Raw genomic sequence first — 25,774 nt, forward strand, 5'->3', positions numbered from 1 at the left:
ACGTCGCAATAACCCTTTCAGGTGTACCAATAATATGGTATAAGTCGTATCACATCTATAGGTGATCAAGCTATTCAACCCCGCATGGAGGCTTAGGATAAGATTGAAGTTAAAATATCAGCCGGAAGAATGGGGCGACGTTAGAACCGCTTATTTCAAGTATAAAAAGCAAATTTATTATGATTTGAATGAGGTAATTCAGCGTCGACAGATCGCAATCTTTGAAACCGGACTAAATGATAGATCAACCCCTTCATTTCCCGAGATTTACGGACTTGAAGATGATTCAGAAAAAGAACTGAATTTTCTAAAGAAATTCGACATAATCGAAAAGGCTCTTGAGTCTGCTGAGGTGGGCGGGGAGTTCTTTAACTTCTTTTTAAATCAAATCTCTGCAACCGCATATCCAAAGAAAGTAGTCGCCCCCCATAGTAGCGAGAAAGAGCTAGGTAACTTTGTCACTAATCAACGTATAAGTTCGAAATACGAGGTAACGCGGACCACGATCTTCGCCGAGTTACCGGTTGAGCTTCACATTGTCGCTACACTTTGGATAATGAGATACGGATATAAACTTGATCGGCTACTTTCCCCGCATTGTCTTGGAAATCGGTTGATTCTGACCGCAAGTGATGGCTCCGAGGGCGTTTCAACAGTCGACAGAACAGCCGAGTTAGTGGGTGGAACTGCCTTGTTCAAACCGTACTTTCGTCAATACCAAAAATGGCGGGATGACGGAATGCGAGAGGCGAGCGAACGTTTAGCTAAAGGCGAAAACATAGCAATCTTAAGTCTGGATGTTAAGAATTATTTCTATTCAATTTCAATCAATTTTAGTGAGATTGAAAAGGCGTGTTCCATTCCTGAGAACGATTTCCTCCACGGTTTGTTTAAGGAGATCCACTCTCGATTCAATCAAAAGCTAAAAGAGCTTGATTCAGGTGAATTTTCAATTCAAGATAATGACCGAATAATTCTGCCGATTGGGCTAAATTCGTCATATGTCATAGCGAATTGGTACTTGAGAAATTTTGATGATGCAGTCGTAAGCAATTTGCGCCCGCTCTACTATGGACGGTATGTGGATGACATTCTAATTGTGATTTCGAATCCGGACTTGGCTTTAGATAGCAACGTCGGATGCCAAGGGTCGCAGTTCAGCTTTGAAAATTATACAAAGACCACTAAAAATGATGATGTTGTGGATTTTTCATGGGAGGATTTATCTGAACTAGAACGGTATGTTTTAAGGACTCTCTACCCTTTAGTTACATTAGTTGGAACAAAAAACGCGGATGACAGACGGTTTAAACTCGGCTGCGCGGACGGCTGTTCAGTACAGCCAGATAAGACCCTACTATTCTTCTTCGATCACACTCAGTCAATTGCTGCGTTGGATAAGCTTAAGCACGAATTACGCATTAAATCGAGTGAGTTTAGAGATCTTCCTGACTCCGCGTTGATGGAAGAGTATTTTGAGAAGCAAGCCTATCACCTAATCTTTGATGACTCGGAGGGGAAAATCCGGACCCTTAAAGATTATAAAGAAAATAGATATGGTATGAGCGTGTACCTAGCGAATTCGATTTTTGCGGCGCTTAGAAGAAGTGGCAAGGAGAAAAAAATTGAATCGAGCAAGATTGTTAAGCTTTTTCAAGGGCTTAACACCTTGATTTTTTATCGCTCGTGGGAGAAGGTTTTTACTCTATTGATCATAACTAACGACAGAAAAGGGTTTGTAAATTTTTTCACCCATACGCTGGGAGAGATAGACAAAATCTATCTCGTGACATCTAACCCGCCTCGTCTTCTCAAGCTGATAAAAAGATCCTTGATTCGACATCTTTTTGCATCTCTCGAACTCGCTTTGAGTATTAATCCAAAATTTGTAGCAGAACATCCGGAAATCAGTCGACGAACAAAGATTTCCTTGCAAACTGAGCGATTTCCATGGCATACGATTGTACGAAGTCCCATTGAAGAATATGGCATCGAGATTGACGAATCTTTCGTTCTTAGGTACCGGCGTAGTAATATGGTCCGGCATAACTATGTAACGCAACCCTTACTAAGCTTTACCGAGGCAGCCGAAGAACTTGATCTAAACCTTGCGGAGCCACTATTCCATGGGAGTGAAAAATGAGGAGATCGCCTTTCAGCTTCTCGCAAAAGTTCCTAGACACATCGCCGCGACCAGTCCATTTTTGGGAATGTTGTCTGTCCACTGCAAACGCTGACGTGATGCAGAATACGTGCACTCCCGCAAACAATACTGATGATTGCGGACGTTCAGCGATTTTTGGAGAATCAAATTATTACCTCGACAGGGCCTTTGAAATCTATGAAAGGATAAATCGCATGCACACGGGGCGCATTCCCGGAAAATCCGCTGAAAAACGCCGAAAAAATCTATTTGTAAGCAATCCCGTTCCGGTTCAGTCATTTTTAGGATCTTCAGGGGACTTCTCGATTCGCGAATTTCAGATTGATCTAGAGAATCAATTCACCGCAAAGCCTCGTATTTCGTTTGCAAATATGAGTCTTGATGAGTCGAATTTCCTCGCAAGTATCGAAGGAAAACCTAAGCTCGACGTTGCACGTTATGATGTGCTTTCAAAACTCCTGAAAGCATCGAGAGTTGAAAACGTTCAAGCAGTCCTCTTACCAGAATGTTCCGTGCCCTATGCTTGGGCTCATGATTTGGCTCGATTCTCGGCTCAGCATCAAATACTTGTTGTTGCCGGACTGGAACACTGGGTCGCCAATAATATCTCGCACAACCTTCTGTTGACATTGGTTCCCTTCACTTGGCGTGGGGTAAATGATTGCGTCGTTTTATTGCGCCTAAAAAACCACTATTCCCCGAAAGAAATGTTAGAAGTCCATGGACGAGGATTAACGATCCCTAAACCCGAAATCTTTCGATACGATTTGATTAATTGGCGCGGTCTGTACCTTGCTCCATATTACTGCATAGAACTGGCTGACATATCCCATCGGACACTGTTTCAGTCAAAAGTGGATCTGATCGTTGCTTCCGAGTGGAACGCCGACGTAAGTTATTTTTCAAATATCGTCGAATCGTTGAGCAGAGATATTCACTGTTATGTCGCTCAGGTTAACAACAGCAAATTCGGGGACTCGAGGCTTACTCAACCGTCGTCGACAGTCAAAAAAGATTTGCTAAAACTCAAAGGCGGACTTAATAATACTATTTTAGTTGGTGAAATCGATTACAAGAGCCTCCGTGCGTTTCAATCCAAGAAATACTCATTGACTAGAACTGACGACACTTTTAAACCAGTGCCACCATCGATTGACAGGGTAGCTGTCCTGAAAAGGCAACAGAATAGACTCCACTTTTGAATTAAAGACTCACTTCGAATTCGGTGATGCTACAGAAATTTATGACATCGCCACGCCCTTCCCATTAGAAGCTGCCTCGGCCCTTCGAATTAAAAGTCGAACAAGCGCATGGTAAGATGCGAGGTAGAAATGAAACATCCATGAACACCAAATTCTTTCGTCGTAGTTTGAGGATTGAGCTGGGTTGTGGTGACGAATATGAAAATTGTTCGCAATATTAAATAGATCAGAATCGTCCTTAGTTGAAAAAACTTTCCCGAGGTCGCCCGATTTTTTCAGCCATTCAAAGACATCGGCCAATTCACGGATTGCGTCTTTTCGCTGTGACAAATCCAAATGGCGGTTGCGCCACTTTAGAATCGCAAGGCGGACCTTATCGTCAACCTTGACCTTGTTATAGGGTATGATTTCGGCGCTTAGAATACCACCAAGTTCCGGGTCTAAGCTCAGAATTCGCCCTTCCGCTGAAATTTCATATCCATCCCGGTAATCGCAAAGGAAGGAATTCGCCAGTTCTCGAAACTCCTTTTTGCCTTGTGCCTCGTCATAGTCTATGAAGTCGTAATATTGATAACCTTCGTTACTCATCGACACTAATTCACCGGGTTTCGATATATGATCGAAAAGAAATTCCAGCAGATCAAATATGGCATCCTCAGTCTTTAGGCCCTCCGGCCAAGCTTTAATGGGAAAAGGACAAAACTGTAGTGCCAAACTTGCTAAACGGCGGGCGGTCTCGGGTACCGAGTTACCACTTATTTCTAATTTTTCTTTAAAATATTGCTTCTGTTCAAAGAATGTATATAAGTCGTCCACTTTGAGATATACGGCGCCTATGTCCAGTGTCCGATTACGATTTCGCGATGAGTAATAGCGTCGCATAAGGCAGTTGAGATTCTATTTTACATTTAGGCTTATTCATCCTCATAATTACCGTTGTCAGATGAGTACGGTTGTTAGTCGTACGAAATTGCAATCGCTAAACCTGACCCAGGTTTAAAGAGCCTTTCGACATAGTTATTATGCGTCGACTATTGCCTATGTTCCCAGCAAATTCGCAGAGAATATTCTTAAAGCCCTATTCCTGGTTTTTCGAACCTCCTTTACCCGCAGTTCCTGGATCAGTGGAGGGAAACAAAATGCAGAATATTGCATGTCGAATTTCGGATGACGAACGACCTATAGGTATCCAGTCATTTGGTTTTGGGGCAGTGGGCGAGGATGTACTCTTTGGTTTCGGTCGTTACAGAGGCGGTTGGGAGGGTGAGGTAGCTGCTGGAGATGCTGAAGAGCCATTGATCGGGATACTGGATCACAGTATCGATCGTCTTCCACGGAATTTCGGATTTGCCGTTGTCGGCTTCGATAGCGATGCCTGTTTCGGTGAAGGTGAACGTCGCGGTTTTATTGTCCATCTTGCGATAGATATTTAACCCTCGGTTGCGGATGCCGACATATATGACGACGACGACCACTAGACAGATGACCCACGCACCTGCGAAGAAGCTAAGTATCCACGAATCTACCCGAAGCCACGCCATCACAAGGCACCAAAAACCAACCAAGCCAAGCGCGATCAGCCCAGCATTGCCGAAGCCCCGCCTCCAATAAGACCTGGCCGCCGAACGGATCAACTCTTCGGTATACGTGACTTTGACGATGTGCTCACTCATTTCGGTACCTCGCGAATCCGGAGTTCCTGTATCAGTGTAGGCCGGGAAATGCAGAATGTTGAAAAACGAATAACGAATTAGGAAAGGAAATAAGTTCTAGAGCCAGGTGATGGTGATCTCGTCTTCGACGCGTTTGAACTCTTGGTCGCCTGTGAGCAGGACGCAGGATGCCCGGTCGCTACGGCTCGCGGTTCTGAGACAGAGGGCGGCGGCGAAGCAGTCGGCGTAGGAGATGCCGCCTTTGGCTTTGAAGCGGGCGGCGATCTGGGTGGTTTCCCAATCGACGTCGACGAGTTCGATACCGAGGCTGCGGATGATCGCGATAGCACTATCGGCCGCTTCGGGACCACGGCGCGACGCGATGGAGTACCAGACCTCGCCTGCATTGACGACAGACATTAATAAGGTATCGCCGCGATCATTAGCATCGGCGAGGATGTCGATTATCCGGTCAACGGGCGGCTCGCCCTGAAGATACGCCATCATCGGCCACGAATCGAATACGATGGTTTGGCGAGTTTTCATCTTCCGAGCAGGTTATCGAACTTGCGGTCCTCACGCTCCCTATCCAACCGACGCTCTCGCTCCAGATCCTCAATAAGCGGCAGATCACGGAACTTTCCGGCCATGCTCTTGATGTATTCGCGTGTGATAGGCGTGAGGATGATCTGCGTATTTTCTTCGTTAACTTCGACGCTGAACCGCGTGCCAGCCTTGATGCCCAACTTGCGACGAACGGCTGAGGGAATCACCACCTGGCCCTTGGTCGTAGATGTTGTTTCCATATTTACCACCTAAACAAAATCGTAGCACGAGCATAAAAAGTAAGTCAATAGTTAAACGTCTTACAAATTCCTTTTTGGCACATCTCTCACCTGAAGTTCCGGGATCAGTGGGGGAAGCAATGCAGAAATTTGAATGTCGAATTTTGAATTGAGAAGGACTTTAAGGCGACTGACTCTATTTTCTGCACGCTTCCCATCTTATCCCCATCTTAGTACCCATCGAGAGAGATTCGACGGCGAATCGAAATTCATCAAATTTGGCATCGGTGCGCCCCGAAAATTGATGTTTTCCAGTCTCAAAACACGTTCGACCAATCTCGGGAATTACTTTACCAATCTCCGGTTTTCGTGTGAACAATCAGGCAAAGTCCTTTGACCAAAGTCAGTAAAAATGGGCATTTTGCAGGAAATGGGGGAAAATCGGGAAAATTCGGGTTTGGATCAAAAATTCATCTCAATTTTAGCTCCAAAAAAACCGGCTTGAGCGCCGGTTATCGTATCTCCAAGAATGTGGTACCGAGGGTCGGAGCCTAATAAGACTGTAAGTCTATTAAATGCAATAAATAGGAAAAACAAAATCATATTCTATCCACTTTCTCTCCACTACTTTCATTCAAAGATTGGTAATGGCTTGGTCTAAGTCCAACGGGCCTGTCGACGGATGAGTTGAATCTTACGCAAGTAACCAAAATTGCTTCGGTACACAAACCAATCGGGACTTGCGCGCTGGCCGGGACTCATCGATTGGTGGGACACTGAGTTTCCCAACCTTGTAAAGGAATTTCTTAACAATACTTTTAATCAACGTACCGTCGATTATCTTCCGTCCACGGGTAACTCCAACACCCCAGAGGCCGCCGCCGTTTCCTCAACGGCGGATGCTTTCTTTAAGGCCTCGACTCGGGCGCCGACATAGCCATCGATTCGTTTGGGAACTCTTACATTTTCGGCCGGACAGCCTCGGTCAATTTCCCGACAGCCAGTCCTATACAGGCACCAAACGTCGGTGGAGCCTCAGATGTTTTCATCAGCAAACTAGCCTCGGGCGTTACGGTTTCAGGCCGTGTCGTGACCCCGACCGGGATCGCTCTGCGGAACACACGGGTTTCGATCATAGATACTCAGGGTGTTCGTCGAACCACGACCACGAGTTCGTTCGGTATTTTCTCATTTACCAATGTACCGAACGGAGTAACGTTGACCTTCACGATCACATCGAGACGCTACCGCTTCACTCCCCGAATTCTGCAGATCGTAGGCGATCTAACGCTTGGACACGGTTAAGATCATTGGCCGTGTCCACTTATTTTTGCTTGAAATAGATTGTGATATTTTGATCGGAAATGTCTTAAAAGGTCATTTCTGACCATCTCGAAAAGCCGCAACGATCTCCTTCGGTAGCAGACGATGCGAACGCCACGACATACTTGGATATCTTTGGTAAGGAAATAAAGAATTTCTAAGAATAGTTCTGGGTTCAGACGTGAAATTTCGAATTCCGCCTTTTCGATTCTCTGGAAATCATTAAGAAATATGACAATGAGTTCAGGCGGGAGGCAGTGAGGAAGGGGTTTGATAGGCAATCGGTGGCGTCGCGGTAAATCAACCCTGCTAAACATTCTGGGTGCTCTCGACGTTCCGACTGCCGGAAAGGTATTCATAAATAACATCGATATTTCGGATCTTGACGAAGACGGTTTGGCTCACCTCCGAAGCGAACAGATCGGATTTATCTTTCAGTCCCACTATTTGCTCAATGAGTTTACCTGTCTTGAAAATGCATTGATGCCGATCACAATTCGGCACGGGGAACCCAACAATGAGCAAACTGCGCGAGTTCTGGAACTTCTGCACCGAGTTGGATAAAGCGAGCAGACCATAAATATTCAGATGAAATGAGTGGCGGCCAAAACCAGCGATGCGCAATCGTCCACTCGCTCGCAAATTCTCCTAAGATCATTCTGGCTGATGAACCAACGGGCAACCTAGATCGAAATTCAGGTGAAGAAGTTTTTAGTTTGATGCGGGAGATGAACAGAGAAAGAGGTGTTGCGTTTGTGATGATCACCCATGACGACCGGCTGGCACAACAAGCCGACCGCATTTTGCTTATCGAGTACGGGCAAACCATCGAAATGAGCAAAGCCGATCATAGTCGCATATATGCTTGAATTGATCGAGGCGTCGGGTGTTTGTGCAAGATATTCTTTTTAGAGGACTTAAACTCGGTAGCATTGAAGCTCTTATCTTTAAATGGGAAAACGATCGTACGCTTTGCTCTGGCGGTGGATGCCGCGAACGTTAGCGAAGCCGCCCACATCACACACTCCTCTATAACTCTGCTGAATGTACGACAGCACACAAACATTCCCTCGGTTTTCTAATAGCCTTATCTAAAGTCTCTTCACTATCCCCGGCGCCTAGTATCACTGAAAAGTCGGGCGGAGCGGGGATGACGGGTTTTAAGGGACGCGGCGAGTGCCGCATTACTTTGCTGTAGGGAACGCGGCCTCGTCGGGTGATTTAGGGTTAAACCTGAACCACCCGCTTTTTGCTATTGGGTCAAGTTAGGAATCCGGAAGGTTTGAGTTAAAAAAATAAAAAGAACATGGCGAAGCTATCTTTTTCGAAGTCCGATTTTTTTAAGAATATTTTTAATCAAAACGAGAATTATGATCCGATTCGCGGTGAGCTCTATAGCGTCGAACGCCTAGAACAGTTTGCGGCCATTCTGGCGAACGAGCATAAATCGGTTGACTTCCCTAAACGATTTCAGAAATTACACCCACGACTTGAAGATAATCGCGAGGTGCTGATTGCGGCCTACTATTCTCTGGCTAATGCTATTCGTGAAGAACGAGCAGTATCTCAGGCAGCAGAGTGGCTTGTGGACAACTTTCACATTGTTGAGGAACAACTGCGTGAGATTCAAGAGGATCTTCCCGCTGGTTTCTATCGTGAGCTGCCAAAACTGTCGGAAGGAGAGTTTGCCGGGTTTCCGCGAATATATGCGGTCGCCATGTCGATCATCGCCCACACTGACAGCCGACTCGAGGTTGACACGCTTGCTAGATTTCTTCGAGCTTATCAGGCGGTCACACCGTTAACGATCGGTGAATTATGGGCGGTCGCGATCACGCTCCGCTTTGCATTGGTAGAAAATCTGCGCAGATTGGCCCAACTCATCGTTGTCGCACGCGAAGAGCGTGAAGAAGCTGACGATCTCGCGGATGAATTGTTGGAACTCGCTAACACGCGACCGAATGAAGTCTTGCCATTATTGAAAAAAAGGTTGGGCAAAAGAACGACGTTCGGAAGCGCGTATGTGGAGCAGTTCACCCGTCAATTACGCGATCAGGACCTTTTAATTGCTGCCGGATATAAATGGCTGTCAGATCGGCTCAATAAACAAGGGACGAGCATACACGAGATTGTTGATGCGGAATATCAGCGTCAGGCTACCACCCAGGTCACGATCGGAAATGCCATCACGAGTATGCGTTTGCTCTCAACGATCGACTGGAACACTTTTTTTGAGAATGTCAGTTTGATCGACCCACTGCTCCAAACGGATCCTGCCGAAGTCTATTCGGACATGAACTTTGCCACGCGTGACCGTTACCGCAAAGTTATTGAGAGGATCGCGAAACGGACGAAAACAGACGAGTTAACGGTTGCGGACAAAGTTGTTGAACTGGCTGCCGCAGCACTTCCGACACACGCTCAGGATCTGAGAGAATCTCATATCGGCTATTTTCTGATAGATAAGGGTGTGGCAATCCTCGAAAAGGAATTTGCCTACCGTTATAAATTCTCTGAAAAGCTGGTCTCCCTTATCCTCAAGTTTCCTGCATTTGCCTACCTTGGTTCTGCAGCATTTTTGACAGTTTTAACCGTCACCTTGCTAGTATCCGTTGCATGGCATTTTGGAGCGGGTTTGCCGCTTATCGTGTTCTTTGCCCTAATGTCTTTGATCCCGGCGAGTGAAATGGCCTTGAGCATTCTGAACTGGGATTTCACTCTATTGATCCCACCGCGGACTCTGCCTCAAATGGAGACTTCCAAAGCGATACCGGCCGACGCTCAAACCTTCGTTGTGATTCCCACTCTTTTAACAAACGAATCGAGTGTTGCCGGCATGCTTGAAAAGCTCGAGGTTTACAGCCTGGCCAATAATAACGACAACATATATTTTGCCCTGCTCAGTGATTTTGGAGATGCCGCGACTGAAGAAATGATGGAAGATGCGGCAATTCTAGAATCCGCAAACGCTGGAATCGCAGATTTAAATCGAAAATATAGACAGACCAATGGTCAGAAATTTCACCTTTTCCATCGTCGACGCCTGTGGAATGAAAGCGAACAAAAATGGATGGGCTGGGAGCGTAAACGCGGAAAACTCGAAGAATTTAATGGATTGCTTCGTGGTAGCCAAAATACCAGCTTCACGATCGTAACAGCGGAAGAAGAGCTCCTTAGAAAAACAAAATTCGTAATAACTCTGGATTCAGATACCCAACTGCCGCGTGATTCGGCCCGCAAACTCATCGGCATTGCATCCCATCCGCTAAATCGGGCCTTTTTTGATGAGGGTCTTCAGCGGGTAACTAAAGGATTTGGCATTTTGCAGCCGCGGGTCAGCATCTCGCTGACAAGTGCGTCCCGGTCTTATTTTGCCCGGATATTTTCTGGAAATACGGGCATTGATCCATACACTACTGCCTCTTCGGATATCTATCAAGACCTATTTGGTGAGGGAAGCTTCACTGGCAAGGGGCTTTATGACGTCGACGTCTTTTCAGCAGCGTTGAGAAACCGGGTGCCCGAGAACTGCGTCCTCAGCCATGACCTCTTCGAGGGTCTATATGCTCGATGTGGTTTAGTAACCGATATCGAACTGCTCGACGATTTTCCGACGCATTTTGATACATATTCAAAGCGCTCGCATCGTTGGGTTCGTGGCGATTGGCAGATTGCGGCCTGGCTTATGCCGTGGGTCAAGAACGGCGAAGGTAAGAATATGCGGAACGAGCTGCCTGTAATCTCGCGTTGGAAGATTCTCGATAATCTACGTCGTAGCCTGGTAGCTCCCGCCATTTTTTTGTGGCTTCTGACCATTTGGACCCTAATGCCCGGGCCTGCCTTATGGTGGACGTCCTTCATCGTCTTCGTTTTAGCCTTTCCCGTTTACGCTCATTTGCAGACCAATATAATGACGCATCCCCGGGGTATTCCGTGGACGAGTCATTTTTGGAGTGTTTTGGGCGATGTAAAGACCAACACACAGCAGGTATTGATCGTCTTTGCCGTGCTGGCTTATCAGGCATATTCGAATTCTGACGCGGTCATTCGCACTCTATATCGCGTACTGATATCCCAAAAGAATCTGCTCGAGTGGAAGACGGCCGCGCAAAGCGAGGTTGATACGAAACACGACCCCGCTTCTTACCTGCGATCAATGGGAGTCGCGATTATTTTATCCATCGTCAGCTTCATACTGGTTCTCTGGTTTCATCCCTCAGTTTTGCTGATCGCCGCTCCATTCTTACTTCTATGGATGGTTTCGCCTCTAATCGCGTATCGGGTAAGTCTACGTCCGCCAAACATACGGCGCCCCCTAAACGATGAGCAGATAAAACTGGCAAGAATGATAGCCAGGCGAACGTGGCGCTTTTTTGAGACGTTTGTTGGTGACGAGTCGCATTGGCTGCCGCCTGACAATTTTCAGGAAGACCCGCAGCCGAAGATCGCTCACCGCACTTCGCCCACAAATATTGGCCTTTTGCTGCTGTCGACAATTTCTGCTCATGATTTTGGTTATATAGGCACGCTTGAGTTGACCGAAAGACTAGGACTTACGTTTGCCACGCTTGGAAAGCTCGAAAAAGTCCGCGGACACTACCTAAACTGGTATAACACTGAAACGCTCGCGCCACTTGCCCCTCGCTATATTTCCAGTGTGGACAGCGGGAATCTCGCCGGTCACTTGCTGGCCGTCAAGCAAGCCGTTATGGAGATCTTGAATCGTAATTTGCTCGACACGCACGTAATGGAAGGACTCGCCGATTCACTCCAAATGATGCGTGAAGAAGCAAATCAGATGGGGGTAGTCAATCGGCGTACCGAAGGGGTTAGCATTAAACAGCTTCATTCGGAGATCGACGCCAGTCTCCGACTGTTAAAAAATCAACCGGTAGAAACACCTGATGCCTGGGTAAAATTGCTGGAATCCCTGATATCTCATATCGAGGTCATAGGGGATATCACACGGGCTCTGACTCTGGAACACGGCAGCAAACATTTTAACGAGTTAGGATTCTGGTCGTCGGATCTATCGCATCAAGCTCAGACATTTCTCCGGGACATCAAAACTTTTATTCCCTGGCAGGAAAAGGACTTTTCCAAATTGTCCCAGATAATCGACCGTGATTTTCCCTCAATTCAGCAGGAATGGAGGGAACTAACGGATCTTTTAAATCTATTCCCTTCGTTATCTCAACTCCCCGAACTTTACGAGGGCATTTTGCTTCGACTCTCCCGGATTACATTGGAGATCGAGAGTTCGAAGGTAGGCGGAACAGGATTTGACGCCGCAGACAACGCTCTCAAGATTCTGATGTCTAAGGTCAAGAAGGCCGAGCAATCGGCCCTCGGGACGCTGGCAAATCTGAATTCCTACGCTTCGCAAAGCTCAGAGATCGTCAAAGAAATGAACTTTGATTTTCTTCTGGATGAGGAACGAAAGGTGTTTGTCATCGGTTACAACGTGGACAAGGAAAAGCGTGACAATTCGTTTTATGATCTGCTTGCCTCCGAATCTCGGTTAGCCAGTTTTGTCGCCATTGCGAAGGACGAGGTCGAGCAGGAACATTGGTTTCGCCTGGGGCGATCACTGACCCCGGTAGACTCAAGCCGTGCACTAGTCTCCTGGACCGGCACGATGTTCGAATACCTGATGCCGCTCCTCGTGATGCACGACTATGAAGAGACGCTACTAAGTCAGACCTACAAGGCCGTCGTGCAAAGACAGATCGAGTATGGTGCGAAGAACAGCGTTCCATGGGGTATCTCGGAGTGTGCGTTCAATGCCCGGGATCTACAACTAAATTACCAATATCAGGCATTTGGTGTTCCGGGACTGGGACTAAAACGTGGTTTGAGTGAAGATCTAGTCGTTGCTCCCTACGCTACCGCACTGGCCGCAGCGATCTCTCCGAACGAAGCGATGAACAACCTTCGCCATCTCGCAACAAATGGGATGCTCGCCCGTTTCGGCTTTTACGAATCTATCGATTACACGACGGAACGCCTGCCGCATGATCAAACCTTTGCGATCGTAAAGGCATACATGGCCCATCATCAGGGAATGATCCTAGTTGCGCTTAACAATCTGGTTCACGCCAATGTCATACAGGAACGTTTCCATTCCGAACCTCTCGTTAAAGCAACTGAGTTACTGCTGCAGGAGCGGATTCCACACGGAGCTCCGGCCTCTCATCCGCGTGCCGAAGAGGTGCTGTCGGGGCGTGTGGTTCGGCAACTTTCCGGACGGGTGACACGGGTTTTCAACACCCCCAACACGATTACGCCGCGCGTTCAGCTTCTGTCCAACGGCATATATTCCGTTATGGTAACTACCTCCGGGGCCGGTTATTCAACGCACAAGGATATTGCCGTAACGCGTTGGCGTGAAGATACTACACGAGATCTTTGGGGCAGTTTCGTCTATTTGCGTAATGTGGAAAGCGGAGACGTTTGGTCGGGCGGCTATCAGCCGTTAGGCCGTAAGCCGGAATTTTACGAAGTAGCCTTTTCCGAAGATAAAGCGGTGATCAAAAGAAGTGACGGCCATACCGACACACGCACAGAAATAATTGTTTCACCCGAAGACAACGCCGAAATTCGGCGTGTTGCAGTTACCAATAATTCGTCAAAAGCGATAGAGATAGAGGTCACAAGTTACGCGGAAATTGTTTTGGCACCGCCAAAAGCCGATGCCGCGCATCCTGCGTTCAGCAACCTATCTATTGAAACGGAGTTTAATTCCGACGAAAATTCCCTCATCGCCAAACGGCGTCCGCGGGCCGAAACGGATGAACCTATCTGGGCAATACACACGATCGCGACCGACGCCGAAACCGTAGGAGCCGTCCAGTATGAAACCGATCGGGCCCGGTTCCTGGGACGTGGACATGATACTCGCGGGCCGAGGGCTGTAATAGAAAACCGCCCACTTTCAAATACAGTGGGATCGGTGCTGGACCCGATCTTTTCATTGCGATGCTGCATGCGTATCGAGCCCCGCGAAACGGCTTGCGTGACATTTTCAACGGCGGTCGCGGCCTCGCATGACGAGGCGTTGCGGCTTGCCGATAAATATCATGACGTTAGCATCTTCGATCGTGAAGCTACATTGGCGTGGACGCGTTCACAGGTCGAAATGCGCCATTTGAACATTGAGCCGGAGAGTGCATATTTATTTCAGCGCCTTGCCGCTCACATCCTCTACACAGATGTTACCCTCCGATCCCGTCCGGGTGTCTTGAAACTAAATACCAAAGCACAGTCGGACCTCTGGCCGTATGGAATCGGGGGCGACCTACCCGTCGTTCTTGTTCGCATCAACCGTGCCGAAGACCTGCCGCTTGCCCGTCAGATGCTGAATGCTCACGAATATTTGCGGCTGAAGGGGCTAATCTTTGATCTGGTCATCCTTAATGACAACGCGCAGAGCTATATGCAGACGCTTCAGGATGAATTGACAAGAATTGTCCGTACGAGCGGCGAAGCGAATCTGCTGGATAAAACCGGAGGGATCTTTCTAAGAAGAACGGATCAAATACCAGAAGCCGACCGCATTCTTCTCCATGTTGTTGCCCGTGTAGTTATCGTGGGCGAGCGTGGCGGCCTGGAAGACGAACTTTTACGTAAAACCGTCGAGACATCTTTGCCGAGGCCTTTTGTCGCCAAAAGTCCGAATCGACACTATCCTGAACCAGCGACGCCGCAGCCAGAACTATCCTTTTTTAATGGCCTCGGTGGATTTGGTCAGGAGGGCAAGGAGTATGTCACGGTTTTGGGTGACGGGCAATGGACACCGGCTCCCTGGCTGAATGTGATCGCTAACAACAGCGAGTTTGGTTTTCAGGTTTCGGAAACGGGATCGGGATTTACGTGGTCGGTAAACAGCCGCGAAAATAGACTCACGCCGTGGTCCAACGACGCCGTCAGCGATCCGCCCGGCGAAGTAATTTACCTGCGAGATGAAGAATCGGGGTCGGTTTGGACACCCACAGCCCTACCAATTCGGGAATCGGAACCGTATACGATCAAACATGGTCAGGGCTACACCATCTTTGAGCATCCGCGCCATGGTATTTCCCAGGAGCTCGTTCAATTTGTTCCGCTCGATGCAACCGTAAAGATATCTCTGTTGAGGCTCCACAATCGAACCGGCCGCAGGCGAAAGTTATCCATTACGAGCTACAGTGAACTTGTCCTGGGTTTTGACCGCAGCCAAACGGCGCCGTTCATTATTACCGTAATCGACGACACAAACAGCTTTATCCGCGCACGGAATCCATACAATAATGAGTTTGCCGGACGCGTTGCCTTTGTTGCGACGAGCGCGAAATTAACCTCGTTCACGTGCGATCGAAAGGAGTTTGTGGGCCGAAACGGGAGCCTGGAAGATCCCGCTGCCCTGAAACGCGAAAAGTTGTCGGGCCGTATTGGTGCCGGCCTGGATCCTTGCGCTGCACTGCAGACAATGATCGAACTCGAACCCGACGAAGTACGGGAGATCGTATTTTTGATAGGCGAATGCGAATCGAACGAGGAAGCAGAAAAGACCGTTAAAAAGTTTACGGCACTGAACACTGTTAAAGAGTCATTCGCCGCCGTCACGGCTTATTGGGACGATCTGCTAGGTGCGATCGAAGTGCGTACCCCAGAAGCGTCTCTAGATACGATAGTAAACCGTTGGCTCTTGTGCCAATCACTCGCTTGCCGCGTCTGGGCACGCTCCGCATTTTATCAATCCGGCGGGGCTTTTGGGTTTCGCGACCAATTGCAGGACGTAATGTCGTTAGTTTATACGAAGCCCGAGATAGCTCGTGAGCAGATCCTGCTCGCTGCGGCCCATCAATTTGAAGAAGGCGACGTGCAGCATTGGTGGCATCCGCCATCGGATAGGGGTGTTCGCACACGTTTCTCAGATGACCTTTTATGGTTGCCATTCGTCGCAAGCTTTTACGTCAATGTTACAGGCGATCAGTTAGTCTTCGACGAGATGGTTTCATTTGTTGAGGCTCCGTTGCTTGTTGAAGGACAGGACGACTCTTACACCAAGCCGACAACTTCCGTGCAAACCGCGACCCTGTTTGAACACTGTGCCCGAGCCGTCGACCATAGTCTCGCGACCGGCATAAACGGATTGCCCCTAATGGGATCAGGCGACTGGAACGACGGGATGAGCAGCGTTGGTAACAAGGGACTGGGCGAAAGCGTCTGGGTCGGCTGGTTTTTGATCAACACACTAAAAGAGTTCACGCCCTTTTGTAAGGTCCGGGGCGAAGAAGATCGAAACGCAATATATCTTAAACATGCGGAAGATCTGAAAAGCGCCCTTGAGAAGAACGCCTGGGACGGAAATTGGTTTCGCCGAGCATATTTTGACGACGGCACCCCGCTTGGATCAGCTGAAAACGAGGAATGCAAGATCGACTCCATCGCGCAGTCCTGGAGCGTTATCTCGGGCGGGGCGAACCCGCAGCAGGCAGCGCGCGCAATGGCATCGGTTGACGAATATTTGATACGGCGTGGCGACGGCTTAATACTTCTGTTTACGCCGCCCTTCGATAAAAGTCCTGTGAATCCCGGTTATATTAAAGGCTACCTTCCCGGTGTTCGTGAGAATGGCGGACAATACACTCACGCCGCGATCTGGACGGTCATCGCTTTTGCAATGCTCGGTGACGGAGACAAAGCCGGCGAACTTTTCGCTTTACTTAATCCGATCAACCATGCTTCTACACGCGCGGGCCTTCACAAATATAAGGTCGAGCCGTATGTCGTGGCGGGTGACGTGTATAACGAACTAAATCACATCGGCCGCGGCGGCTGGACCTGGTACACAGGCGCAGCCAGTTGGATGTATCGCGCGGCACTAGAATCGATACTTGGTTTTCATCTTCAGGGAGACGTTCTAACAATTGAGCCCTGTATTCCCCGAAGCTGGCGCAGTTTTGAGATTAACTATCGCCGGGAAAAAACGCTATTTAAGATAAAGGTAGAAAACCCATCTGGCATTTGCAGCGGCGTAGCAGTGGTTCGCCTTGATGGAACGATATTACCATCGGGGGATATTCCTTTGATCCAAGACGGGCAAACCCATGAGATATCCGTTGTTATGGGAGATTCTGAGAACCCCGAGCGGGATTAGGGTAACTTCTCTGGCCGCGAAAATTTAGTCAGCGACCAGGGTAGAACGGCGCCACCCGTCATACTTTGTTGCGTGTTCTTTGGATCAGCAACCTTTTTTATCCAGAGACCGTCATGTCTGGAACTTTGCGGCTCCCCGGAACAAGATCGCAATGTCCTAGTTTCGCAGTTTACAGCGGCGACAAATGCCACTGGTACTGCGATATTTCCCGCGAGCTCAACGTAGACAGATATCTTTGATGGGTTTTCGGTTGTCATAAAGGGCTCAATTATCGCCGCATTTTAGGACACAAGGATTATTCACCTTTTGATCGTGTGTGCTACAGCACCAACTGTAGCCGTAGAAAAGGATAACCTTGGTCTTATTAGTTTTAGTGTGTTGGGTTTTACGCATTAGATGGCGGAGGGTTCAATCGCTATGACGCCTCTTGGCGAGTTTCGGATAGAGAATAGATTATTGAGGTGAAAATGCAAACAGAAGCAGGACAGGTTAAAGCAAAGGTACAAGAGGCACTCACGATCAAGCGCGAATCCGTTCTAGCGGTCTACGACAGCCACGAAGAGGCGGAAAAGGCGGTACGAGAATTACAGAGATCGGGCTTTGATATGAAGCAGTTGTCTATCGTCGGCAAGGACTTTCATACCGAAGAACACGTGATCGGTTACTACAATAATGGCGACCGGATGAAAGCCTGGGGTCGAGGCGGGGCTTTCTGGGGTGGTTTATGGGGTCTATTGTTCGGTTCGGCATTCTTTGTTATTCCCGGAATTGGTCCGGTTCTGCTTGCCGGCCAAATCATCGGATGGATCATTGCAGCTCTCGAAGGTGCGGTCGTCGTTGGAGGCTTGAGTGCACTGGGTGCAGGGCTCTACGGCCTCGGTATTCCAAAAAACAGCATTATCGAATATGAGGCTCAAATTAAGGCTGGCAATTATGTCGTTATTGCCCACGGACCGTCAAATCAAATTAGCAGGATCGAAGGCGTCTTATCAAATACGGTTCATCATGGAATTGAGGGCCACCCTTTTCTTGGATAGGAAAAGGTTCGTGCAAGAAATTCGCCAGATAGCGAGAAAATATAGCTGAGAGCTTATTCGCAATTATGCTCAACAATATTTCGGAATCCGTTTGCTACCGACTCGGAACTCAAGTGCCATTCCGGCCTCGGACTGAGTCCGATCAAAGGACAAGATCGTGAAACTCATTAAAATATTACTCTCATTGCACAGCATTAAATTGATCATTTTTTCGGTGGTAGTTATCGTTTTTATCGCAACTGCAACTTCAAGGAGGTCAGATTTTAAGGAACCAAAACCGGGTCATAGCGGCATCGTTAAGAATGTAAGTGCGGGGATCCGAACTGAGAGGGTTGTCGAAAGGGAACAGGATGACAAGGTTTACCTGAAATTCCGATTATCCAGATTTCTTAGTTCATGTAAAACGCGATCGCTTTATGTCCCGGATCTGATCACCGCTTGTTGCACTAGGCTTCCCGATGCGCGTTTCCGGAGCGGCGATGCTTATAGTAAGTATGTTTGACTGGGTTCAATCATTGTCGGACTGGCTGATCTATAGCATGATTGGTATCGAACAGGGCTCAGCTTTGGGTGACGCTCTCAATTTCTTCGTCTTTGACACGATCAAGATCACAATTCTACTATTTTTGATCACGTTCGTGATGGGCATTGTGAATGCCTACTTTCCGATAGAAAGAATACGCTCATTCCTTTCTCGAAACAAACTCTATGGCGGCGAGTACCTGCTGGCTTCCACGTTCGGGGCGGCGACACCGTTCTGTTCCTGCTCGTCCATGCCGCTGTTTATTGGATTTGTGCGGGGCGGTATTCCGCTAGGCGTGACGTTTGCGTTTCTGGTGACTTCACCGCTTGTTAACGAGGTAGCTGTTGCGATTCTTATCGGTTTTCGGGCTAAAAACTACAGTGATCCATGTCGCAACAGGCATAAGGCTTGGCGTTGTCAGTGGCATCGTAATGGATCGGCTCAAGCCGAACATTTATTGACCGATTGGGTGTACAAACTCTGGAAAGAAGCCGAAGCCGATCGCGAAGCCTTTGTGGCCGAACCGAAAACATTTGTCCAACGCCTGCCCGAGATCGCCCGCGAGGCCCTCGGTATCGTAAAGAGCGTGACGCCCTACATTCTCATCGGCATCGCGGTCGGTGCCGCAATGCACGGCTATGTTCCCGAAGGATTCTTTGAGGCTTAAATCGGCAAAGATACGTGGTATGCCGTCCTGCTTGCCGTTGCTATCGGTGTCCCAATGTATGCGAATGCGACCGGGATCGTTCCAGTTATTCAGGTCTTAGTCACCAAAGGCATCCCGATCGGGACTTCGCTCGCCTTTATGATGGCAGTCGTCGGGCTGTCGATTCCCGAGGCAATGCTGCTCAAAAACGTGATGACCATCAAACTGATCGCCATCTTTTTCGGCATAGTCACGACCTGCATTATTGTCTCTGGGTATTTCTTTAACTGGATCTTGTGAATCCCACTGAGGGTAGCTACCAAGCGTCGACTCAGATCGAGCCTAGCATAATTTTGCTGTGCTGGACCGACGCCCGAGAATATTGGTTTTGATTAGTAATATTTGTTTATTGTGAATGATATGGAGAACAAAAAAGATAAGTTAACGTTTCACGTCGAATCCGCTCGTGTCGACGAACACGGCAGTCTGGCTAGATGTAAATCAGCAGAGATCCGGCTTGACACGGACATGGCAGGAAACCCGGACGCCTTCAATCCCGCCGAACTGTTACTGGCGGCCATAACGGCGTGCATAATCAAGGGCATCGAACGCGTGACGCCGATCCTCAAGTTTTCGCTTCGAGGCGTGACCGTCAGGATCGAAGGCGTGAGACAGGACGTGCCGCCGAGATTGGAATCGATCACATACAAGATCGTTGTCGATACCGATGAATCCGAACAGCGGTTGGAGTTGCTCCACGACAATGTGAAGAAATTCGGGACCGTGTTTAACACCGTCGCACCCGGAACGGATCTGACGGGTGTGATGCAACGCACAGAGAGGTAAACGTAAAACGTTTAGAATCGAAACATAAAAACGATAAAGATCCTAGGCACAGGGTGTGCGAAATGCAAACTTACCGAAGCGGTCATTCGCGAAACATTAACCGAGACAGGTGTCGAAGCCAACATTGAAAAGATCGAAGACATCCAGAATATCATGTAATACGACATTATGTCGATGCCAGCCATCGTCATTGACGAAAAGGTCGTAATGACAGGCAAAGTCCCGTCTAAACAAGAAGTGCGGTTGATGATCGCATAGGTACGAGTTTGCCGATCGGCGTTTCACGTTGCGTTAGTTGGGAATCACTGTGGAGACAGAATTAAAGCCGCTATCAAATCATCTGATGCAGATGATGAACGCTTACTGGCGGGCGGCGAACTATCTTTCGGTCGGTCAAATTTACTTACTAGATAATCCGCTGCTCCGTGAGCCGTTGAAGATCGACCATGTAAAACGTCGATTACTCGGTCATTGGGGAACAACGCCCGGTCTGAACTTTATTTATGTTCACCTCAATCGGCTTATCAAAGAACACGATCTTAATGTCATTTATATAGCGGGGCCCGGACACGGTGGGCCGGGGATCGTTGCTAACACATATCTCGAAGGCACCTACAGTGAATTTTATCCTAACATCTCGCAAGATGCCGACGGCCTGAAAAAGCTGTTTAAGCAATTTTCATTTCCCGGCGGTATCCCGAGCCATGTAGCGCCGGAAACTCCAGGATCGATCCATGAAGGTGGCGAATTAGGCTATTCACTTGCGCATGCTTATGGAGCCGTTTTTGACAATCCTGATCTGATCGCGGCGTGTGTCATCGGAGATGGTGAAGCCGAAACTGGGGCATTGGCGGCAAGCTGGCACTCGAACAAATTTCTGAATCCCGTTCGGGACGGCGCGGTATTGCCCATATTGCACCTAAACGGCTATAAGATCGCAAACCCAACGGTTCTTGGCCGATTGAGTGACGAGGAACTTACCAGTCTGCTTATCGGCTACGGTCACAAGCCTTACTTTGTGGAGGGACATGACTCCGACATCATGCATCCCCTCATGGCGGAGACTTTGGAAACCGTGATCGCCGAAATAAAGGCAATTCAGCGAGAGGCTCGCATTGACGGCTTTTCGGGTCGCCCTCAATGGCCGATGATCGTCTTACGCTCGCGAAAAGGCTGGACGGGGCCTAAATTTGTGGACGGTCTGCCCACTGAGAATTCCTTTCGCTCGCATCAAGTACCTCTGGCGGAACTCGCGACCAAGCCAGAGCATCTCAGGATGCTCGAAGAGTGGATGCTCAGCTACAAACCGGAGGAACTCTTTGATGACGAAGGGAAGTTAGTCCCGGAACTGGCAGATCTCGCGCCAAAAGGCGAGCGGCGAATGGGAGCTAATCCGCACGCAAACGGGGGTCGGTTGCTCAAGGATCTAAAAATGCCGGATTTTAGAAACTATGCCGTTGATGTCCCAAAACCCGGAACGATAAAGGCGGAGGCAACGCGCGTTACTGGCCATTTTTTAAGCGACATTGTGAAAAGTAATGCCGCAAAACAGAACTTTCGCGTCATGGGGCCGGACGAGACGGCATCGAATCGCCTCGGCGACATCTTTGAGGCGACGAACCGGGTTTCCGTTCAGCCGATACTTCCGACTGACGATCATCTGGCTCCCGATGGCCGCGTAATGGAGATCTTGAGCGAACACCTCTGTCAGGGCTGGCTTGAGGGTTATTTGCTTACCGGACGACACGGATTGTTCTCGTGTTATGAAGCGTTTATTCATGTCATCGACTCGATGTTCAATCAGCACGCCAAATGGCTGAAGGTTACTCGCAATACTCCTTGGCGCCGGCCGATCGCATCACTGAATTACCTGCTCACTTCGCACGTCTGGCGGCAGGATCACAATGGATTCTCTCATCAAGATCCCGGCTTTCTTGACCATGTGATCAATAAAAAGGCCGAGGTCGTTCGCGTTTATCTTCCGCCCGACGCAAACACGCTTCTCTCCGTCACAGACCACTGTTTGCGGAGTCGCAATTATATAAACGTCATCGTTGCGGGAAAGCAGCCGTCTCTCCAGTATCTCGATATTGACTCCGCAGCTAAGCACTGTGCGTCCGGTATCGGTATTTGGGAATGGGCGGGCTGTGGGGTTAACGACGAGCCGGATGTTGTAATGGCTTGTGCTGGCGACGTGCCGACGCTTGAAACTCTGGCGGCGGTCGATATTCTCCGTCAGAATTTCCCTGAGCTAAAGATCCGCTTCGTTAATGTCGTCGATCTGATGAAATTACAGCCGGAATCGGACCACCCGCACGGACTTTCCGACGATGATTTTGATTCGATTTTTACTACTGACAAGCCGATCATCTTTGCCTTTCACGGTTATCCAACCCTGATCCACCGCCTAACATATCGCCGAACCAATCATCACAATATGCACGTTCGCGGCTACAAGGAAGAGGGCACCACTACAACACCGTTCGATATGGTCGTGCTAAATGACCTCGACCGCTTTCATTTGGTTATGGATGTTGTTGACCGCGTTCCAAAAATTAAAAACGGTGGATCTCATGTCAAACAAATAATGCGTGATCGCCTTTTTGAGCATCGTCAATACATCAACGAATTTGGCGACGACATGCCCGAGATTCGGGACTGGAAATGGAGTTATTAGGCTCTTTGTCTATGCGATAGGTGAGATCGCGTATCACGATGTCAAACAAAAATAATGGAATAAATAATTCCAACAACGTTCTCCGAAAAGAAGATTCGCTCCATTCGCTTTCAGCTGCTCCCTATTCCTATTCGGTAGATAAGATCACAGATTTTCTTAAAGTCGACCCATCAAAAGGCCTTTCAAATAATGAAGCGTTAGCAAGGCAGTTGCGCGACGGTACAAACACGATCGCGACTTCCAAAGGACCCGCTTGGTGGCAGATCTTTCTGAGGCAGTTCGCCAGTATCGTGATCTGGCTGTTGGCATTTGCGGCCGTCGTCGCGTGGTTTACCGAAAGTCGGCTCGAAGCGGTAGCTATTTTGACGGTGCTCGTTCTAAACGCTCTGATCGGTTTTGCGATCGAGTGGCAGGCGGGGCGAGCACTCGATGCGTTGCGGAAAGCGACGCACACATTTGCGCGTGTTCGGCGTGAAGGTGGTGAGCGGATCGTCGATTCAAGCGATCTGGTATCGGGTGACATTGTCGTTTTAACCGCCGGCGACTGCGTTCCGGCTGATTCACTACTCGTAGAGACCGCCAATTTATATACGGATGAATCGTCACTAACGGGTGAAAGCTTGCCGGTTGCAAAGATGAGTGGTGCCGTATCGGCTTCGGCTCCGCTTGCCGAACGCCGATCGATGTTATACCTCGGATCGAACATTGTACGTGGACGGGCTCTCGGGGTTGTGACTGCCACTGGTGAAAAAACCGAAATTGGCCGCATCGGCCGCTTATTGAATGAAACTTCCCCGGGAAAAACACCTCTCGAACTAAAACTTCAGGTGATGGGCAAGTGGCTTGTCTATATTGTGGTCGTGGTTGCCGTCGCGACCATGATTGCGGGCTATTTGCGCGGAGACGATCTTTGGCTGATGTTCGAAGTAGCGATAAGCCTTGCTGTTGCCGCAGTTCCGGAAGGCCTGCCCGCCGTTACCACTCTGATCTTGGCTCTCGGCGTAATGCGAATGGCCCGCCGAAATGCGATCGTACGCAAACTTTCGGCCGTCGAAACACTTGGAAGCACTTCGGTGATCTGCACAGACAAGACCGGCACACTGACCGAAAATAGACTGACGGTTCAGGAATTTCAGCTCTCTGATGGTGAAGTGATCAAACTTTCAGACAGCCAACTAACCGCATCGCCAAATGATGCGTTCCTCCGTCTCCTTCGAGTGAGTGTTTTGTGTAACGAAGCTTCATTTGATCCCGATCTCGAAAAAGACAAGCGAGCCATCGGAGATCCTACCGAAACGGCGTTGCTCATCGCGGCCGATAAATATGGACTAAACGCCCCTGCTGAGCGATCAAAGTATAAAAAGATCTTTGAGCATCCCTTCGATGCTTCTACGAAGCGGATGATCACCGTGTCTGAGAGTGGCGATGCAAAACAATTTGCCGGGATGAAAGGTGCCCCCGCAGTGGTGCTTGATATCTGTAGCCACTTCATAACGACCGCTGGAAGCATTAGAATTCTCGACGAGGGGTTTCGCCGAGAATTCTTAAAGATCAATGAATCCATGGCGAGCCGGGCTCTACGTGTCCTGGCTTTTGCGGAAAAACCGCTAGACGAGGTATTCAATCCTTCTTCAAACGCAGAGATTTCAAACGGCTACACGTTTTTGGGTTTCGCCGGGATGACCGATCCGTTACGCGAAGGCGTGGCCACCGCTGTCCGGCAAGCACGGCAAGCGGGAATTCGCGTCGTCATGTTGACAGGGGATCAGATAAATACTGCCAGGGCGATCGCCGAGGAACTTCGCCTGAGTGATGGGCAAGATATCTTTGCATTCCATTCAGACGATCTAACAGCCGCTAATAGCGAAGAGATCGCGCAAATGGCGAGGGACGCAAACGTTTTTGCTCGCGTTACGCCGGAAGACAAACTGCGCATCGTCGAGGCCTTGCAGAATGCGGGAGAGATAGTTGCGGTGACCGGCGACGGTGTGAATGACGCTCCAGCCCTGAAGCGTGCCGATATTGGAATTGCGATGGGACTGCGCGGCACCGAAGTCGCCAAAGAAGCCGCCGACATAGTTCTAACGGACGATAACTTTGCAACGATCGTAAAGTCTATCGAAGGCGGACGATCGATCTATGCTAATATCACTAAATTTGTTCACCTGATGTTTTCGAGTAACTTGGGCGAAATAATTGTTATTTTCATCCCGATCGCGGCAGGTTATCCGTTGCCCCTTCTTCCTTTACAAATTCTTTGGGTAAATCTAATCACCGATATATTTCCTGCACTTGCTCTGGCTGTAGAACCTCCCTCTCAGGAAACAATGAGTCGGCGTCCGAAACTGCGGGAAAATCTGCTGTCCGGACCATTTTTATTCACGATCTCGTGGCAGGGAATAATGCTTGCGGCCGTAACCATCGCCGTTTATTATTGGGCTTTCCAGACTTACGGCGAAGGGGCACACGCTCGCACGATAACGCTGCTTGCCGTCGTGGGAGCCCAACTCGGGCACCTTTATAATTGCCGATCGCAAACCCGCTCTGCTTTTGATTTTAGTAATCCATATATTTTTGCCGCCACGGGCGTCGTCATAGTTCTGCAGGCCTTTGCGATCTACTTTCCGCCGCTCGCTCGAGTTCTTGATACCGTCCCGCCAACGGGAACCGATCTTATAGTGATTCTATTCGCCGTCATTTTGCCGGTCGGGATTGTAGAGGTCGTAAAAATATTTACGAGGAGAAACCTCCGTACGGGCGTGGCTGGGCTATTCTAAG

Annotated in this window: 14 protein-coding genes and 3 pseudogenes; 13 read left to right on the plus strand and 4 right to left on the minus strand. The window is 48.8% G+C overall.

Features of this window, described 5'->3' with window-relative positions; all coding sequences use genetic code 11:
- Positions 1 to 61 precede the first annotated feature (61 nt).
- Both IPG22_09755 and IPG22_09760 read left to right on the plus strand, forming a co-directional pair.
- Positions 62 to 2,143 (plus strand): RNA-directed DNA polymerase, encoded by a 2,082-nt coding sequence (locus tag IPG22_09755; GenBank protein ID MBK6588566.1) that lies wholly within the window; start codon positions 62 to 64, stop codon positions 2,141 to 2,143.
- Complete coding sequence (locus tag IPG22_09760; GenBank protein ID MBK6588567.1) at positions 2,140 to 3,366, plus strand: hypothetical protein; 1,227 nt, start codon at positions 2,140 to 2,142, stop codon at positions 3,364 to 3,366. The genes IPG22_09755 and IPG22_09760 overlap by 4 nt, the downstream gene beginning before the upstream one ends.
- Before the next feature lie 39 nt (positions 3,367 to 3,405).
- On the opposite strand, the gene IPG22_09765 is transcribed toward IPG22_09760, so the two are convergent.
- From IPG22_09765 to IPG22_09780, 4 genes are all read right to left on the minus strand, one after another.
- A complete protein-coding gene (locus tag IPG22_09765) occupies positions 3,406 to 4,182 on the minus strand; it encodes a hypothetical protein (GenBank protein ID MBK6588568.1) in 777 nt (258 codons plus the stop codon).
- Positions 4,183 to 4,559: 377 nt separating this feature from the next.
- Positions 4,560 to 5,039 carry a YcxB family protein gene (locus IPG22_09770; GenBank protein MBK6588569.1) on the minus strand — a complete coding sequence of 160 codons (480 nt, stop codon included), beginning with the start codon at positions 5,037 to 5,039 and terminating at the stop codon, positions 4,560 to 4,562.
- A 96-nt stretch (positions 5,040 to 5,135) separates the two neighbouring features.
- Positions 5,136 to 5,564: a type II toxin-antitoxin system VapC family toxin gene (locus IPG22_09775; GenBank protein MBK6588570.1), complete on the minus strand. Its 429-nt coding sequence runs from the start codon at positions 5,562 to 5,564 to the stop codon at positions 5,136 to 5,138.
- Positions 5,561 to 5,824, minus strand: coding sequence for an AbrB/MazE/SpoVT family DNA-binding domain-containing protein (locus IPG22_09780; GenBank protein MBK6588571.1), 264 nt, complete (start codon positions 5,822 to 5,824; stop codon positions 5,561 to 5,563). The genes IPG22_09775 and IPG22_09780 overlap by 4 nt, the downstream gene beginning before the upstream one ends.
- A gap of 912 nt (positions 5,825 to 6,736) precedes the next feature.
- On the opposite strand from IPG22_09780, the pseudogene IPG22_09785 reads away from it, so the two are divergent.
- From IPG22_09785 to IPG22_09835, 11 genes and pseudogenes are all read left to right on the plus strand, one after another.
- Positions 6,737 to 6,799, plus strand: a pseudogene (locus IPG22_09785) (SBBP repeat-containing protein).
- Between the two features lie 93 nt (positions 6,800 to 6,892).
- Positions 6,893 to 7,108 carry a hypothetical protein gene (locus IPG22_09790; protein MBK6588572.1) on the plus strand — a complete coding sequence of 72 codons (216 nt, stop codon included), beginning with the start codon at positions 6,893 to 6,895 and terminating at the stop codon, positions 7,106 to 7,108.
- Between the two features lie 288 nt (positions 7,109 to 7,396).
- Entirely contained in the window at positions 7,397 to 7,690 is a 294-nt protein-coding gene (locus tag IPG22_09795; GenBank protein ID MBK6588573.1) for an ATP-binding cassette domain-containing protein, read from the plus strand.
- 29 nt (positions 7,691 to 7,719) lie between these two features.
- Entirely contained in the window at positions 7,720 to 7,995 is a 276-nt protein-coding gene (locus IPG22_09800) for an ATP-binding cassette domain-containing protein (GenBank protein MBK6588574.1), read from the plus strand.
- 437 nt (positions 7,996 to 8,432) lie between these two features.
- Entirely contained in the window at positions 8,433 to 17,267 is an 8,835-nt protein-coding gene (locus IPG22_09805) for a phosphorylase (protein MBK6588575.1), read from the plus strand.
- A gap of 518 nt (positions 17,268 to 17,785) precedes the next feature.
- Positions 17,786 to 18,304, plus strand: coding sequence for a hypothetical protein (locus tag IPG22_09810; protein ID MBK6588576.1), 519 nt, complete (start codon positions 17,786 to 17,788; stop codon positions 18,302 to 18,304).
- 494 nt (positions 18,305 to 18,798) lie between these two features.
- A pseudogene (locus tag IPG22_09815) lies at positions 18,799 to 19,773 on the plus strand (permease).
- A 120-nt stretch (positions 19,774 to 19,893) separates the two neighbouring features.
- Positions 19,894 to 20,319: an OsmC family protein gene (locus IPG22_09820; protein ID MBK6588577.1), complete on the plus strand. Its 426-nt coding sequence runs from the start codon at positions 19,894 to 19,896 to the stop codon at positions 20,317 to 20,319.
- Positions 20,320 to 20,343: 24 nt separating this feature from the next.
- Positions 20,344 to 20,577: pseudogene (locus tag IPG22_09825) on the plus strand (TM0996/MTH895 family glutaredoxin-like protein).
- Positions 20,578 to 20,614: 37 nt separating this feature from the next.
- Entirely contained in the window at positions 20,615 to 22,996 is a 2,382-nt protein-coding gene (locus tag IPG22_09830; protein ID MBK6588578.1) for a phosphoketolase family protein, read from the plus strand.
- A gap of 38 nt (positions 22,997 to 23,034) precedes the next feature.
- The gene (locus IPG22_09835; protein ID MBK6588579.1) at positions 23,035 to 25,773 is read left to right on the plus strand and encodes a cation-transporting P-type ATPase; all 2,739 of its coding nucleotides are present in this window, start codon (positions 23,035 to 23,037) and stop codon (positions 25,771 to 25,773) included.
- The last annotated feature ends 1 nt before the right edge of the window (position 25,774 follow it).

It is taken from the genome of Acidobacteriota bacterium, from assembly GCA_016703965.1.
GTDB lineage: Bacteria > Acidobacteriota > Blastocatellia > Pyrinomonadales > Pyrinomonadaceae > OLB17.